The organism is Rosistilla oblonga (assembly GCF_007751715.1).
Taxonomy (GTDB): Bacteria; Planctomycetota; Planctomycetia; order Pirellulales; family Pirellulaceae; genus Rosistilla; species Rosistilla oblonga.
Genome location: NZ_CP036292.1, coordinates 2,102,531 through 2,119,256, shown reverse-complemented (window position 1 = coordinate 2,119,256; position 16,726 = coordinate 2,102,531). Strand labels below are relative to the sequence as shown.

Here is a 16,726-nt window from a genome sequence, read left to right as displayed (position 1 = left end):
TGCATCGGACCGCATCCGATGCTTAAGTCGCCTCGCGTTGCGTCCCGCCTCTCAGCTGATGCAGCGTCTCGGGATCGAAGCCCTCGGGCAACATTCCTAGATGGCAGACCGGTTCGCCGGGGCTGCCCGCGGGCAGCGTCGTCATCCCGATCACGACGGCGTCGAAGGGAGCTTCCAGGATGCAGCGTTCGCGGCCCAGCAGGTTGGTGTTCGTCGCCACCGGCTGGCCTTTGACAATGACCTCTCCCGGCTGGACATGGAACTGCAAAAAGCCACCCTTCTCGGCTCGCACCCATTTCGACGTTTCGACGATCACTTGGTAGGGAGCCTGTTCAGGCGGACCGCCCAACATTTGGAGATCGCGCAAAACGTTGCGAACACCACGCGCCGCGTTGGCGACGACATCGGGTTCGACTTTCCAGATCTCGCCCCCTTCCATGATGATCGTTGGACAACCGACCTGGCACGCTTCGCGGCGCAAGGCGCCGCCGGGGCCCTGGCCATTGAGCACGATCTCCGATCCAAACGCGGTGGCGATCCGCCGCACGGCTGGATTGGAAAGATCGCCGCGGACGTTCGGATAATTGGTGCGGCGGATCGCGGCGGTGTGCAGGTCGATGCCAAAGTCGGCGCGGCCAACGATCTGATCGAACAGCGTCCGCGCCATTCGGCTGGCCATGTTGCCGCTGGCCGATCCGGGAAACGAGCGGTTCAGATCGCGGCGATCGGGCGTGTAGCGGGTGTGCCGGTCGAATGCCAGCAGGTTCAGCACCGGCACCAGGATCAACGACCCACGCGTCAGTTCCAATTCCTCTTGGATCAGTTCACGGATCGCACCGGTGCCGTTGAGTTCATCGCCATGGATCGCGGCGGTGACAAAAACCACGGGGCCTTCCGCTTTAGCGCGGCGAACATGGATCGGCACCTGGATCATGCTACTGCTGTAGCTCTCGCTGATCGTCAGATGCACGTCGGCATCTTCGCCCAGACCGATGACCTGATCACCCCAACGACCGATGTCCAGCTTTTGTAACTCGTTGCTCAAGTTCGTTTCCTACTTCTTCCCCATCGCCCGTTTCGCGGCAAAAAAATCGGTCAACGCTCCCGAACAACGCGAGCTAAGCACGCCGGAGGTGACCGCACATTGGTGATTCAATCGATCGTCGGAGAGCAGTTCGTACATACTGCGGACCGCGCCGGCCTTGGGATCGTCGGCACCGTAGACGACCCGTGGCACGCGGGCTTGCAAGATCGCACCGGCACACATCGGGCACGGTTCCAGCGTCACATACAGCGTGCAACCCTCCAGCCGCCAATCGCCGATCGCTTCGGCAGCTTGCGTGATCGCGATCATCTCCGCATGCGCCGTCGGATCGTGCAGTTGCTGGCGTTGATTGTGCGCGGCGGCGATTACCTGCCGCTTTTCGTTCAGGATCACCGCGCCGACCGGCACTTCGTCGGCGGTTGCGGCGGCATAAGCAAGCTCCAGGGCTCGCCCCATCCAATGCTCATCAAATTCGGGGTCGTTCATTCCTACTTGCTCTTCGATTCGGTCGGCTGTGGTTTGTGGGAGGGTTTTACTTCGCCGGAGTTCAGCCGTCGATATTGAATCTTTCGGTAGGCGACTTTGCATTGATACGTCGCAATCCCCAGCGGCGTCGAAGGATCCATCTCGCCCCGGATCCCAAACTCAACACCCTGCCGCGGCTGATCGACCCATTGCTTATCGTCGACCCAGGCGGTGATCCGATCGGCGGCGACACGCACGCGGACACGGTACCAACGGTTGTTATCAAAATCCCCTTCGCGCGTCGTGGGGTTGTTCGAAGCGTCGGCGCCGTTGATGTTCGAGAGTCCGATCACGGCTCCCGACCAACCGCCCAGGATCAAGCTGCAGTGCGATTCGGCGACGGGAAAAGTCAGACCGACAAAAAAGTCAAAGCCTTCCAAACGCGAAGCTTCAAACTGGATCTCGTAGCCATCCTTGGGAAACTCTTTGACCAAACGGATCCCAGTCAGCGGATCGCCCATCTCTAGCACCGCCTGGTTCTCGGAGAACTCGACCTCTCCATCGCCTCCAAAATTGCAGGGCTCCCAGACCGTATCACGCTGCAATTTCAGATCGATCCAACCGCTGCTGGCCGCTTCGTCGGCAACCGCCAGCGCGGCCGATAGGCTGAAGATACAAGCGAAAAGAGCGAGTCGTTGTAGCGAAGCGACCGTGCGGAGAGGGGAATATCGCATCGAAGGAAGTCCGTGAGGTGTTTCGAGGGGCAAGCGGGAATATCGGGACTTACAATATAGCTTCCACAGGATCGGCGGGGCCAGTTGCCGGTTCACAGCGGCACGATTGCGTGATCGTGTGGACTTCGCCCGGTTGGATCGTGCGGATGTCCTCGGCCGCGTTGGTCGTTTCGACACAGACCATCGTCCGGTAGCCGTCGTTGGGAAAATCAGCCATCGCCGCCGATTTATCGATCCAGGGATTCCAAACCACCGTCGACAAGCTGCCCGATTTTTGGATCTCGATCCGTCGCTCGGCTCCGTCGTGGATCGTGACCGCGTCGGGCGTTTCCAGATAGATCCGGTCGACCTCGCGATCGATCGACAGTTCCCCCGCCTGCGGTTTGACCAGCAGCGCATCGAGCTTGTCGATGTAGCGTCGGCCGTCGAGTCCCGCGACTCGCACCGCATCGATATCTTGAACGTGGAAATAGGTGTGCAGCGCCGCCTCGGCATCCAGCGGTTCCTCGCCGGTGTTCAGACAGCTCAATTGCATCGTCAGATCGCGACCGACGATCACGCGCATCGTCAGTTCAAACGGATGCGGCCACAACTGCCGCGTCGCCTCGCTGTCGGTCAAACGCAGCGCGATCTCCAAGCTGGGATCGGCGTGTGTCTTCGTCTCGATAACCTCCCACTGCGACGTGCGAGCAAAGCCGTGCTGAGGCAATTCGGGCTGCGGTTGTCCAAACCATGGCCAGCAGATCGGCACGCCGCCGCGGATCGGACGATCGGTCCGAAAGTTGGATTCGTCGCTCATCCACAACATCTCGCCCCAGCCATGCCGATGGAACGAACTGACGTGCGCGCCGTGCAGATAGATCTCGGCGGTTGCGTCTTCGGCCAACAGGATCGCTTTGGGGAGATCGCCGTTGCCCAAGGTGAAGGCGATTTTTTTATCGATACCAAATTGCAGGTTTAAGTCGTCAATCATCGGTCTTGCAATCGAAAGGAAGTCACGAGGCGGCGGGTGCCAAAACATCGGGTCGCGCCGGAGGACGGACCCACAACGCCAATAGCACCAGCGGAATGAGAATACATAAAAAGGCTATGATCGCGGGCTCGAAGTGCCCCGAGTGATCCTTGGCCCAGCCCAACAGAAACGGTCCGGCGCCGCTGCCGGCGACCGACGCGCTCCAAGACGTCCCGCGAATCTTGCCCAGATGAGCACGTCCGTAATAACGTACCCAGACCGTCGCGTTGACCGCTACGGTGATTCCTTGCCCGGCACCAAACAGCAGCCCAAAGAGATGCAACTGAGGCGATGTTTGGGCGAAGAACAACGTCAGCGTCCCCAAGCTCAACAGTCCCACTCCGGCGAACAACAAATGGTGTAACGCAAACCGATCGGCCAAGAAGCCGCCGCTGAATTGCATCGCCAACATGCTCAACGCAAACGTTTTGAAGACCGCGGCGGTGGCGTCTTTATCGATCCCGCGAGCTTCGCCAATCGCAAACAGATAAAAGACGAGGCCGGTGCCGATCATCGCCCAAGCGGACATGATCGTCATCAGGATCCAAAACGTCGGCTGCCGCATCGCATCGCGCAGCGACAGCGAACGCTCTTCGATCGCGACGGTCCGCTGGGATCCGGTCGCGCGAGAGCCCTCGGCGTGAGGGAGCGGTTCGTCGGGGCGGTTGCCATCCAAATGTTGGCCGACGTCCTCGGGGCGGTTGCGATAGACAATAGCCAGCAGCGGCAACATGATCCCCGCCACGACCAGCCCCAAGCCGCGATAGGTCTCTCGCCAACCGTAGCTCTCGATGCTCGACAACAACCAACCGGGGATGACGGCGAAGGCGCCCGCCATGCCGATACTCATGATCGCCGAAACGCGGCCCAGCTTGGTGCGAAACCACATCGACGTGGTGTTGCTGCTGAGCAACGACAAGGAACCTTGGCCCAGAAACCGGAGGGCCAGGAAGGCGAGCAGCAGGGTCGCAAAGGAATTGACAAACGAAGCGAAGAAGCAAGCACCGGCCAACAGCAACACGATCCCGGTGATCGTCGCCCGGTTGCCGATCCGGTCGGCGATCGGGCCAACCAACATCAACGGAAACGCGGCGACCAAGGTGCCGATCATATAGGCGGAGGTGAGCGAGATTTCGCTCAATTGCAACGAGTCGCGGATCGCCGGAATAAATGCAGAAATTGCGAAGGTTTGCCCCGGCGCGGTGCAGATCTGAGCCAACGAGGCGACAGGAACCATCAAGTAGCCGTAGAAAAATCCCTGCGGGACGCGAAGCGCTGGCGTGTGAATGGACGTTGTCAAAGCGAGCAACTCGTTTGGTTGAATGTCGCAAACCCCTTCCGCAATGACCGGCGAAGCACGGCCCAACAAGCTAAGGTCGGAATCCGACACCACTTCGCAATCCAAAGGCACTGCGGACGCCGCTGGTTTCTGACAGCAAATCCGCGCGGCCTCGACACGCCCGGCGCGGTCATGGCTGCGGCTGCTCGGTTAAGCTCTCCTTAACCTGTTTCCACTTGGCGACCTGATCCGCATTATTGGTCTGCGTATAAGAATCGAGCAAGCGGTCGACCGTTTCGATTTGCACTTGGTTCAACAGTTCAACCGCCTTCCAATCGCTAGCAGCCAAGCCCTCGTAGGCTTGCTGCAGCGATGCTTGCGCTTCGGCATGCTGTCCGTCGGCGGCCTGCAATCCACCGATCACACTCAGACTGCGATAGCGCAACCAGTTCTCCGGCGCAACGATCTCCAACATCTCCAGTCCCTCGCGAGCGTGCCTCCCCGCGGCGAGAAATTGGCCGTCGTGGGCTTCGGCATCGGCCAACATCACCAACACGCCAGCGAACCCTTCCCGCATCGTCTCGGTCGGCGTCTTGCCTAAGCTTTTCCGCATCACGTCGACCGAAAGCGAATACAGCTCCGTCGCCATCGCGTACTCCCTTAACTGATACTTCAAATTCGCTAGCTCCATCCGCGGAAGCAACGTATCGGTGTGCCGCAGCCCCTTGTCTTCGACGATCCGATTCAAGATGTCCTCGTAGAGCGCCGCGGCTTTGGCCGGTTTGCGGCGTCCCATTTCAATTTTGGCTGCGTTGTTCAGCGACAACATCGTGTGCGGGTGCGTTCGCCCCAAGGTTTTGCTGCGTCCCGCGACGACCTTGGCATAGATCACGACCGCATCATCCAGTTTCCCCGCCAAGCCACACGTGTAGGCGACCTGATGCATTGCCAACAGCGTCCGCTCGTGTTCTTCCCCCAGCGACGTCCGGCGTCCGTCGGCAACCTTCCGGTAAAAGGTGATCGCATCATCCAATCGGTTCATCTTCCGATAGGTCTCGGCGATCGCATAGTTCGCATCGATCGCGACCACATCGCCGACGTCCAGCGATTCGATCCGCCGCTGCATGTCGGCGATCGATTCCTCGGCTCCCTGTTCCAGTTCGGCAGTCGCTTGGACCTGAGCCATGTTCCCCAGCGACATCAGCGTGTGACCGTGAGCTGCGCCCAGCACCTCGGATCGTCCGTCGACGACGCGGCGATACATCGCGATCGATTCCTCGGGCTGCGCGGCGGCGTCCATGCAATAGGCCAATTGGTGCATCAACAGAAGCGTGTCATCGTCCGCCTCGCCGTAGGTCTCGATCATCCCCTCGACTCCGGCCTGGAAATGGGGCACGGCGGCGGCGTAGTCCTTTGTTTTCATCAACGCGTGGGCGAGCCCCGTGTGCAATTCCATCCGGTTGACGATCGGTTCGCCGCGAGCTTCCGCCGCCTTGACCAATTGCTTCATCGACTCGATCGTTCCCTGATGATCCTCCAACGCAAACTGCTCCATCGCCAAGTTGTACAACGACTGCAACGTCTGATCGCTCTCCAAACCATAGACCTCGGTTCGACGGCGAACGACCTCGGTATACAGCTTGGCCGACTCCTTGTGCTGCCCGAACTCGCTGTATTCAAAAGCCAAGTCGTGCAGCGTCAACAAGCGATCGACGTGATTGGCGCCCAACACTTCCGACTGCCGGACGACCAAGCGTTCATAGACGTCGATCGCTTGCTGGCTGCGTTTCAGCATGCTCATCAAGCCCGCCAGATAATAGGCCACTCCAAATTCGGACCGCTCCAACGGATCGCGATCTGCCAGCCATTGCGTCACCTGCTGGATCGACACATCGGCTCGATCGATTTCCCCACGCTCGATCCAATTCTCCGCCATCCGTAGCCTCAACTGATTTGCGAGCACCGAATCGGCACCAAAATCGTCGTCCAGCTGCTGCAACAGTTCGTCCAATTCATCGGTCCGGTCGCTGTAGACTAAGACATCGATAAGGTATTCCGTTGGGTAGACCATGACCCGCGATTTCCCAAGTCCCAGCTTGGCATACCCAGCGCGAACCGCCAGCAGTAATTCGCGAGCCTCGTCGTACTTTGCAGCGGCCCCATAGATCGACGCCAACAACGTCTTTGCGTCGAGAACGACTTTCGATTCCACTTGCATCGGAGTTTTCGCCAGCGCGATCACTTCCTCCAACAAAGGTTGTGCCGCCTCGCTATCACCAAGTTCCCAATGGACTTGAGCCAGTAGAAAGCGAGTCTGCAGAGCGGACGGACTCACCGGGCCAAGGCTCTCATCCGCCGTTTTTAACGCCGATTCAAAGATTGGTTGAGACTCTTCGAACCGCCCCAACGCATTCAGCGCCGTCCCCACGTTGAACTGCGACATGATCGAATCGCGATGGGCTGGTCCAAGCGTCTGGATCGATTCCCGAGCGAGTTCACGCAGCGTTGCCAGCCCCTGCACCGGGTCTCCTTGATCTGAATCGATCAACGCCAGATCGTTTCGCACGATGGCGACATAGGGATGCGATTCGCCCTGCGTTTCGATCAGCTCTTTCAGAAAGGTTGTGTACACGTCGTAGGCGTCGTCGGGACGATCGAGCGAATACATTTGCTGGGCTGTCGACAACAACGCGTCGTAGGTTGTGAAGTGCATCGGCCCCAAACCGGCAGCGGCCCGAGTGTGTACGTCGCTCGATAGCTGCAATGCGTCGGCGAATCGTCCCGCTGCCGCCAGCAAGCCTACTTTTGTGATCAAACAGTCAAGCGTCTCGGCGGCATCGGGCCCAAACGATTTGGTGTACCCCGCGATCGCTTGTTCGTTCAATTCATGCGCTTTGTCAAACTCTCCCAACAAACTGTACAACCCCGCCAGACCATTTTGCGTCTCGAAGACATCGGGATGTTCGTCCCCCAATTCACTTAACTGCGTTTGCAGAGTCGATGTCAGCAGAGTACGTGCCTTTGCATATTTCCCCCGCGACGCAGCCACCTGGCCCAACGCCGCTTCGGTCTTTAATGTCTCGACATCTTGGGGCCCCAAGAATTCTGTCCGCAGACGCAGCGCTTCGGCCAACGCCGCCTCACTTTCACCCCACTGAGCAAGATAGCCCGATGCGACGCCAATCGTATGCAACAGCTTCGCTTTCACTAACGGTTGGTCGCTGAAGCGATCCTGCATGCCTTGGAGTGCTTGTTCAAAGAGCGTGCGGACTTGCAGTTGCGGATCGGGATTTTTGGCAGGTGATGCTTGAGACAATAGGTCGTCGTTCAAGAACTCGGTGACCGCCGTTGCGATCGCCGCCTTTTCCGTCGCCTCCGCTTCGGCGATCCGCAGCTCTTCGTTCGATTTCTGGAGCTCCTGGCCGCGTTGATCGAGCTGCTGGTTCTTGGTGCTCAGCGAATCAGCCAGCTCGGCCAACTGGATGTTCTTCTTTCCCAGCACCACCGAAAACGAACTCAAACCCAACACGGAAACCAGCACGATCGCGGCGCTAGCAGCGGCCAAGGTCTGGTGCCGCTTGACCCAACGGCGCAGTCGTTGCAGGCCCGATTCGCGGTACGCTGTGACCGGTTCGTCGGCCATCCAACGCTCCAGTTCGTCGGCTAGTTCCAGTGGATTGGCGTAGCGATTTTCGGGATCTTTGGCCATCGCGCGAACGCAGATCGCCGCCAGTGGTTTCGGAATCGCAGGATCGATTTGACGCGGCGCGGTGAATTCACTGTTGCGAACCTTTTCTAACAACTGAGTGATCGTTAGCGGATTGCCGTCGGCGTCGCGCGATTGAAACGGTGGTTTGCCGACCAACAAACAGTACAGCGAAGCCCCCAACGAATAGACATCGCTTGCAGGACCAATCGCATCGATCTCCCCGCTGGCCTGCTCGGGACTCATGTAGCCCGGCGTTCCGATCACGCTCCCAAAGCGTGTTGGCGCCGAATCGCTTCCCGACGCGGGAGCCAGATGCGGTTCATCGACCGCCTCTGATTCGACATCGTCTAATCCAGCGACTTTCGCCAAGCCCCAATCGACGACCAACGTCTCGCCGTATTTCCCCAGCATGATGTTGTCGGGTTTGATGTCACGGTGCAACACGCCGCGAGAATGAGCGTACGCGATCGCTTGGCAGACATCCAACACACGACTCAACAGCTTTCGCAGTTCCAACGTCCGCTCGGGATCGCGCCACGCGGGCGCTCCGGTTTTGGGGAACCGCTGGTGAAACGACGCGATCGCCGCTTCCATGCTCTGCCCGCGAATGAATCGCATCGCATAATAGGGCTGGCCATCCTCGTACACACCCAAACCATAAACCGGGACCACGCCGGGATGTTCCAGCCCGCCGGTGATCTCGGCTTCAAGAATGAATCGCTGCCGAGCCCCTTGGTCACCGGAGAACCTCGCCTGAATTTGTTTCAGCGCGACCTGTCGATTCAGCTCTTCGTCGCGGGCGACATAGACCTGCCCGAGGCCTCCCTTGGCATGATCGCGCAGCTTTTGATATCGAGTTCGGTGGCTCGCCGCCGCCGCGTCGCTTGGCAACTCATCCGATGTCGTGGGATGAAAATTTGTCGCCCACGGGTCGATCGATTCGGCAGCGATATCGGAAACCGAGTTCAGTGAATCGGTGACATCGGCATCTTCGATCGGTCGCAGCGACTGGTAGAGTGTCGACAGCGAGGGTTCCGACGGCGGGCAGATCGTTCCCAGTGCGGCTTCGGTCGAACCTTGATGCAACTCGATCTGTTTGTCGACAAGCGAGGTCAGCAGTTGCTTGGTCTGCGCATCGATGCGATTCTCCGCATGCAGCAAATCTTCCAGCGACTGCGACTTGTCTTCCGTCCAGCGGACGATCGCCGCGGCGACGTCACCGACATCGATCAGCCGCAATTGAACCGCCAAGGCACCAACCAACAAGTTTCTATGACTTGCCGCGGACATCGTTTACTCCCGTGGGGATACTAGGGCGTCGCAAAATCATTTTGCTAAGTTCCCGTTTTTTCATCTGTACTGACTGGTTTAGGTTTGCCCGGCGTTTTCTTAGCCCCTTTTCCGTTTGAATTCGATCCCGACTTCCCCTTCGCTTTCCATTGACGTTTCGCTTCGGGTTGTTGCGCCAACAGATCCAACATCCGAGCGACGACCTCGGGATTTTCCGACGCCACGTTTTTTGTTTCCAGTGGATCGGTCTGGTAGTCGTACAGCTCCAGCTCCGCCGTCGCATCTTTTCCGCCGGGCGACTTCCACTGGACCAACCGATAGCGTGAATCGCGGATCGCCCGCCCCAAGCGGCTGCCGCGGGGATAGACATGGGTTACGTGATCGCGAGTCGCTGCATCGGGCTTCTCGATCAGATTTGCAAAGCTGATTCCATCGAGGCCTTTCGGTTGAGGCAGCCCAGCCAGTTCAGCGACCGTGGGATAGATGTCGACAGTTTCAACGAGCGAGTTGCTGACGAGGTCCCGTTGCGATTTCGGTGCGGCAACGATCAAGGGGATCCGCGCCGCCTGTTCGTAGTTTGTGTGTTTGCACCACATCCCGTGATCGCCCAGATGCCAACCGTGGTCGCCCCACAGCACGACGATCGTGTTGTCGAGCAGCCCGAGTTGTTTGGCTTTATCGATCACGCGACCGATCTGCGCGTCGGCATAACTGGTGGCGGCGTAGTAGCCGTGGATCAGATGCCGCGTCGTCTGTGGATCGATCTCCTTTTTGTCGTGCATGTCGCTGTAGCTTCGCAGTTCGCCACCTTTGACTGCAGCGTAACTTGGCGCACCTGTCGGCGGCACGACCACCTCGGGCATCGGTAACGCATCGGGTTGGTAGAGGTCCCAGTATTTCTGTGGAGCGACGAAGGGTAGGTGGGGCTTCAGAAAACCGACCGCGATAAAAAACGGTTGGTCTTGCCGCTTGCTGGCCGCTGTTAAACGAGCGATCGCTTCGCGGGCGATCTTGCCATCGGCATAGGTCTCATCGGAAACATCGGCCGCTTCGGTCGCCGGTCCGCGATTTCTGCCCTTCGAATCGGGGCGGTGGTTTTGCAAGCTCTCGGGCAGGACATATTGAGCCGCCTTTGGACGCCACAACGGCACGCTCCAGGATGCCTTGTCGTTGACATTGCCATGGCCGGTGTGGTAGATCTTGCCAAGTCCCTCCGCCCGATAGCCATGCTGTTTGAAGTACTGGCTGAACGTGACGGCATCGGGAACTGCGAGCCGGAAGTGGGTTCCCAAATCGTAGACGCCGATCGTCTGCGGTCGCAGTCCCGTCATCAACGAATTGCGGCTGGGCGAACAGACAGCTTGGTTGCAGTAGGCCGCGTCAAAGCGAACGCCTCGCGATGCCAAGGCGTCGATGTTGGGAGTGACTGCGACGGGATCGCCAAAACATCCAATCGTCGGCTTCAGATCGTCGACACAGATCAACAACACGTTGGGCCGGTCACCGCCGGCCGCGATCGCCGCCGACAGCAAACAGGTTCCGATCGCCAAAGCGAATGAAGTTTGAATGCGAACCATAGAAGGGCAACTCCGTCGAAGATGAGGGACCGGCGCCAGCGGGACCAACGTCGGGCGATCGCCGCGTCGCCCGAGACTTGCGCCCATGATAGTTGTTCTGGCGGTAAGCTTCCAAGTTGCCCAGGGGAATTCCCGTACGCCCTCCGTGGGGAGGCCAATCCAGGGTACAAAACGCCATTGCCCGGGCTGATCTCTAGTTCTTCGTGGACTTTTGCCCCGTTTTGCTGTACATTAGTTAACAATGTCGCATGGGCTCTTTGCTTTGGAGTTCCTTTCTTCTTAGGTTGCTTTCAGCCGACGCACAGTTTTGAGCGTCGCAGAAGGAACTAAACGGAAGCCGGGTGTTTTTCGGTATTCCTCTCATGCGTTTTCGACAACGCCAGATGCTGCCTTTGTTGGTACGCGCTGGATTTGTCCGTCCAGTGCTTCAGTTAGGTTGCGAGTTGCACGAGCATGGAAAGGCTCGTGGATGTCCGACCGGGGTGCGTGCATGCCTGGAGGAAGGCCGCGATGAGCGAGAAGAAGCCGACGCCTTGGAGAGTTCAAGAATCGGGGAAGGTCTGTCCCATCTGTGGCAAACGGACCTATTCCAATGGAGGAATTCATCCGCAGTGCGCGGTCTTGCAGGCCGATTCGGCACGCACCGAAAAGCTTCGAGCCGAACGGAAACGCAAGGCGAGCGAGGCTAGCAGCAATCCCAAGGCGAAACCTCACTCGACATCCTGGACCCAAAAAAAGTGTCCCAAGTGCGGAAAGGAATCGCACGTCCGGCGTAAAAACTGCGACTGTGGTCACGCGTTTGAATAACGCACTTCGCGATTTCCCGGCCGCCGCGGCCCCAACCGCCTCGCGGTCGTGATGCATCTTCGGGCCAATCTCATCGGCAGCGGTTCGCGCTACCGGGGCCCAACGCGGAACCAGATTCGGGTTGCCTAATTTTGGCGTTTTTGCCATCCTTGGGCTGAAAACATTGGATGTTTCCCGCCTCAATTGCTTTGCAAGGAATGCACTCATGACTCGAATCGCCTTTTCCGCCAGCCTCCCAATGACTTTGTTGTTGGCCGTGCTCGTTGGATCTGCTGGTGCTCAACAGACCAACAACGCGAGCCCCGCGGTGCAAGCCGAACCAGCGTATCTGTTGCACTACCAATTAAAAGCAGGCGAGACGCTGCAGTACCAAGTCACCCATGTCGCCAAGACGAAGACGCGGATTCGTGGCAAAGACGAATTGACCAACGTCCGCAGTCTGAGCACCAAGGTCTGGAACGTCGAATCGGTCGATCCGGCAACCGGCCAAATGACCTTTGTCCACATGGTTCAAGACACCGAACTGAGCCAGAAGATCGGCGAGGCCGACGAGGTCCGTTGGGACAGCAAGTCGGGCGAGGATCCACCCTACCAATTCGAAGCTGTCAAAGCGACGTTGGGCAAACCGTTGACCACCGTCAGCATCAACGGACAGGGACAGGAAAAAGAACGCGAGAGTCACGCTGGCACCAAAGCCAATTTGGGCATGGGAGGTTTGACCCTGCCACTGCCACCCAAGGCGATCAAAGTTGGCGATACCTGGGCTGTGCCACGCCAAACGCACGCGCGGCTTGCCGGCGGCCAAGTCAAACGGATCGACGTCCGCGAACTCTATACACTTAAAAAAGTGCAAACCGGCGTTGCAACGATCACCGTTCAATCGCAACCGATCACGCCGATCAGCGATCCCAAAGTCAAATCGCAAGTCGTTCAACAGTTGAGCAACGGCACGATCAAGTTCGATATCGATGCCGGCCGCGTGCTCAGCAAGCAGTTGGACTGGGACGAGACCGTCGTCGGCTTCGAAGGTGCTGAGAGCATGATGGAATATCGCGCTCGCCTGAACGAGACGCTGGTCGAAACGAAGACCTCCGTCGCCGCCCGTTCGATCGATCAACTGAAGCTCAAATAGACCAAGCGACACTCAACGACGCGGCGACGATCCTGTCGCCGCGTTAATCGATAAATTGGTCGTCGAAGTTTTGGATCTTGGGTTGTTCAAAGTTTCCCTCGGGAACAAACCGGTTGTTCGATCCAGGGCCCCAGAACAGCAGATAGACGACGAAGATCGCGACGGAAATGGCGGAGATCCCTAGATGGATTCGCCAATCATTCTTCTGCCACCACGCTTTGGGGGCTCTTCCGCCACGTGGACGTGACGCCCCCGAATCGCCAATGCTGGCCGCGGGTTCTTCGCTCGACTGGTCGGTGACGACCGCAAATGAATCCGTATCGATAGGCTTTCGCGTCTTCTTCTCGCCGAAGTCGATTGCGGGGAAGGTGCCAAAGTCGATCTTGTTTTCCGGCTTTGGTGAGGCGGGCTTCTCCGCCGGGCGATCGCGCAGCTGCGCATCGTACTTCTCCCGCGATGCATCATCCATCAACACACGACGCGCCTGAGCGATCTCGTTCATCAACTTCTGAGTCAATCGGCGGTGCGGTCCTGAGGTCAGTTGATGCAGATACGCGACCTGGCGACTGGCGGCAGCGTCGATCACCTCGGGGTTGTTCTCAAACGGTTCGATCCCCAGCAAGCGGTAATGCGTCGGCGGCTGCTGCGGCTTGGGAATTCCCAACCACTTGTGATAGGGATCGATCGGTTCGGAAGCGTCGGGCATTGTTTTCATCAAGTTTAGTCGGAGATCAAACGCACGCATCCGTGCGATGGACGTTATAGCAAACCATCGCTGCAGCGTGTGAACCTAGCGATTGGCCGCGGCGACATATTCCGCCAACACATCGAGATTCTTGATAAATGTTGTGCTCGAAATAATCCGCCCCCCAGGCGTCTGGGCGTGCGTCTTTAGCTTCCCCTTCTCCACCCAGGCTCCACGTTGGTCCAGCGAATCGATCCGTTGTGATGCCGCCTTCGACAAGGCGTCGCTCATCTTCGGCGACTTCCTTTTGCCGGGGCGCCATAGCTGGTCCGGCGGCAACGATTCCAGCTTGTTGAGTTCCTTTTCGATCGAATCCAGCCTGGCCTTCACAACAAAACTGTAGTGCGTTGGCAGATCGTTGTCGTTGTAGGTTACCGCGTAATCGCGGGTCAGATACAACGGGCGATTGGTTTGCAGTTCCAGGAATCGCGGCAACCGCCCGTCTTCGCGCAGCGAGCGATTGAAGTAGGGCAGGGCGGTCCGCACCGCTTGCAGATAACGCTTGTCGCCAGTCCGACGGTACAGGTGCAACAACATTTGCATCGCTCCCTGCGACTCGCCCCCGGAGATCGATGGCGGTTCAAATTTCCGAGCCCAGACTGGATGCATCTGGTAGTCGTACTGTTGCGCCCAACCGGGCTGAGGTTGGGGCAGTTGAGCCAACAGCAAAAAGTCGCCGCCGCGGATCGCTGCCTCTTTGTAACGAGGATCTTGGTAGGTGTCCCAGGCCTCCAGCATCGTGGCAATCGCGTCGCAATGCGTGTTGTCGTTGAGCGTATAGAACGAATCGTATTTCTGTTTGGGAAACGTCTTCGGCGACTGCTCTGGAAAGCTCGCCTTCACGACAGGAACTTCGGCCTGATCGTTTGGTCCATCGAATCGCTGCGGCCAAGCTCCGTTGCGGTATTGAGCTGTCAGAACGCGGTCCAAGCCGAACCGAGCCGCTTCGTGCAGCTTGGCATCGCGGAATTCCAACGTGCTGTCCAACTGCATCAAGAATCGCAACGACGACTGCGTTTTATTATCGTCCAGCGTGCTCGTGTTGCGGCGTTTACCAACCTCCATCGAATCGACGCGATACGCGTACCGAGCCCGATCGCGCGGTGCAAATTCGATCTGCTCGCCCCATCCGCCGGAAACTAGTTGTCCGTTGATCAAAGCCGTTGCGGTTTTCCGCGCCGCGTCCAACAGGATCGGATCGTTGGTCAAACGGTACGCGTTCAGATAGGCCAGCCCAACCGCAGGCGTTGCTGGCGGTTCGATCCAGGCTGTCGAATGGCCAACCTTCCCTTCGCCTTCTCGCAGCGAAAGATCCTCGCTCAAACCAAACACATACCCGCCCCCTGCCGATGCTTGATCGCGAAAGAAGGCAACGGCGCGATGCATCGCCTGCACTGCCTCTTCGCGCGTCGGCGGTTCATCGCCGTAGCCCCGAGGAATCGGCGCGGCAACGATCGCGATTGCCGCCGCAAGTGCACAAACCATCGATCCGAGAGACGACCTTCTGCCCAAAATCATTCGATACAATGTTGCCATAATTCAAACATCCAATGTTGGATTGCCGACGACCAAAACAACTATGAGGAATTCAAGATGCGTACCGTAAGTTTATCAGTGATCCCGAAGCACCACCTGCGGATCGCCATCATAATCGCAATTTGCATGGGAGCGAACTTGGCGACGCTTGCCCGTGCCGACGAACCGCTGATCGCTTCGATCTCCAAGCAAACCCTGTGGGAGAATCGCGATGGCAAGGGAGCGACTTGGTTTCATCCTCGAGTCTGCATGATGCCGGGCCCCGATGGCAAACCGATCGCGCTGATGACGATTCAAGAGATCGGCGGATCGGACTATTTCGGCCCTGTCTGTTGGTCGACGTCGACCGATCTTGGGAAGACGTGGAGCGATCCCGAGCCGATTCCGGCGTTGGGACGCGATCCAATCCCCGGCCGTAGCGACGACTTGAAAGCTGCGGTCTGCGACGTCGTTCCGCAATACCATCCGCAATCGAATTCGGTCCTCGCCCTTGGGCACGTCGTCTTTTACAAAGGCAAATATTTTGCTCGGAAGGAGCAGTTGTCGCGCTATCCCGTTTATGCCACCCGCGCCGCCGATGGCACTTGGTCGCAACGCAAGATTCTCGAATGGGAAGATCCACGCAACACCTCCATTTACTCCAATGGATGTGGTCAACGCGTCGTGTTGCCCAACGGCGACGTGCAGATGTCGTTCACCTTTGGGCCCGGAGAGAAGAACCGGATGGTCGCTGGTGTCCACGCGGCTTACGACGGCGACCAACTGACGATGCGTGAAATCGGCCCGCCGCTAGAGAATCGCCACGGCCGCGGACTGCTGGAACCAAGCGTGACCGAGTTTGACGGCAAGTTTTGGATGACGATCCGCGCCGAAGACGATCACGGATATGTCAGCAGCAGCGAGGACGGGCTGAACTGGTCGCCGAAAAAGGCGTGGGCATGGGAAGACGGCACGCCGATCGGAATGTCGACGACGCAACAACACTGGCTGACACACAGCGACGGGCTGTTTCTGGTCTACACCCGCGAGGACGAATCCAACGCAAACGTCATGCGTTGGCGTGCACCGCTGTGGGTCGCTCAGGTCGATGTGCAGCGACAATGTCTGATCCGAGAGACCGAACAGGTCGCGTTGCCGCTGGTCGGAGATGGAGTGAACGACCCCAAGAAAGTTGCCTTGATGGGCAACTTCCACGTCACCCACGCCAGCCCCGACGAATCGTGGATCACTGTCGGCGAATGGATGCCGTGGAACGGCTACCGCGGCGATGTGCTGCTGGCTCGCATCCGTTGGTCCCGGCCAAATCGTCTGCCGCTGTGGTAAACGCAATACCGTTCAACGAAGGAGCCTCGGACCGTCGAAAGAATTAGCGGCGTGATGTAGTGGACGAGGTTA

12 protein-coding genes are annotated in these 16,726 nt (G+C 58.5%); 3 read left to right on the top strand and 9 right to left on the bottom strand.

The genetic code is table 11. The features are described 5' to 3' along the window. Positions 1–22: 22 nt before the first annotated feature. The 7 genes from CA51_RS07545 to CA51_RS07515 form a co-directional block, all read right to left on the bottom strand. A complete protein-coding gene (locus tag CA51_RS07545; protein ID WP_231746050.1) occupies positions 23–1,045 on the bottom strand; it encodes a succinylglutamate desuccinylase/aspartoacylase family protein in 1,023 nt (340 codons plus the stop codon). Positions 1,046–1,054: 9 nt separating this feature from the next. Next, positions 1,055–1,531, bottom strand: a complete 477-nt coding sequence (tadA, locus tag CA51_RS07540) for a tRNA adenosine(34) deaminase TadA (RefSeq protein WP_145119275.1) — start codon at positions 1,529–1,531, stop codon at positions 1,055–1,057. Between the two features lie 2 nt (positions 1,532–1,533). Next, positions 1,534–2,244 (bottom strand): 3-keto-disaccharide hydrolase, encoded by a 711-nt coding sequence (locus tag CA51_RS07535; protein ID WP_145119273.1) that lies wholly within the window; start codon positions 2,242–2,244, stop codon positions 1,534–1,536. A gap of 49 nt (positions 2,245–2,293) precedes the next feature. Then, on the bottom strand, positions 2,294–3,217 hold the full coding sequence (locus CA51_RS07530; protein WP_197451665.1) for a D-hexose-6-phosphate mutarotase: 924 nt from the start codon (positions 3,215–3,217) through the stop codon (positions 2,294–2,296). A 22-nt stretch (positions 3,218–3,239) separates the two neighbouring features. After that, a complete protein-coding gene (locus CA51_RS07525) occupies positions 3,240–4,556 on the bottom strand; it encodes an MFS transporter (protein WP_145119269.1) in 1,317 nt (438 codons plus the stop codon). Positions 4,557–4,725: 169 nt separating this feature from the next. Continuing rightward, positions 4,726–9,534, bottom strand: coding sequence for a serine/threonine-protein kinase (locus tag CA51_RS07520; protein WP_145119267.1), 4,809 nt, complete (start codon positions 9,532–9,534; stop codon positions 4,726–4,728). A 44-nt stretch (positions 9,535–9,578) separates the two neighbouring features. Continuing rightward, positions 9,579–11,111 carry a sulfatase gene (locus tag CA51_RS07515; protein WP_145119265.1) on the bottom strand — a complete coding sequence of 511 codons (1,533 nt, stop codon included), beginning with the start codon at positions 11,109–11,111 and terminating at the stop codon, positions 9,579–9,581. Between the two features lie 510 nt (positions 11,112–11,621). Between CA51_RS07515 and CA51_RS07510 the strand changes: the two genes are divergently transcribed. Then, positions 11,622–11,918, top strand: coding sequence for a hypothetical protein (locus CA51_RS07510; RefSeq protein ID WP_145119263.1), 297 nt, complete (start codon positions 11,622–11,624; stop codon positions 11,916–11,918). 205 nt (positions 11,919–12,123) lie between these two features. Beyond that, on the top strand, positions 12,124–13,050 hold the full coding sequence (locus CA51_RS07505) for a hypothetical protein (RefSeq protein ID WP_145119261.1): 927 nt from the start codon (positions 12,124–12,126) through the stop codon (positions 13,048–13,050). Positions 13,051–13,093: 43 nt separating this feature from the next. Here the strand turns inward: CA51_RS07505 and CA51_RS07500 are convergent, their stop codons facing one another. Together CA51_RS07500 and CA51_RS07495 are read right to left on the bottom strand one after the other, a co-directional pair. Next, entirely contained in the window at positions 13,094–13,765 is a 672-nt protein-coding gene (locus CA51_RS07500; RefSeq protein WP_145119259.1) for a J domain-containing protein, read from the bottom strand. 75 nt (positions 13,766–13,840) lie between these two features. Beyond that, complete coding sequence (locus tag CA51_RS07495; RefSeq protein ID WP_197451664.1) at positions 13,841–15,280, bottom strand: pectate lyase; 1,440 nt, start codon at positions 15,278–15,280, stop codon at positions 13,841–13,843. Positions 15,281–15,388: 108 nt separating this feature from the next. On the opposite strand from CA51_RS07495, the gene CA51_RS07490 reads away from it, so the two are divergent. Beyond that, entirely contained in the window at positions 15,389–16,654 is a 1,266-nt protein-coding gene (locus CA51_RS07490) for a sialidase family protein (protein WP_145119241.1), read from the top strand. Positions 16,655–16,726: the final 72 nt, after the last annotated feature.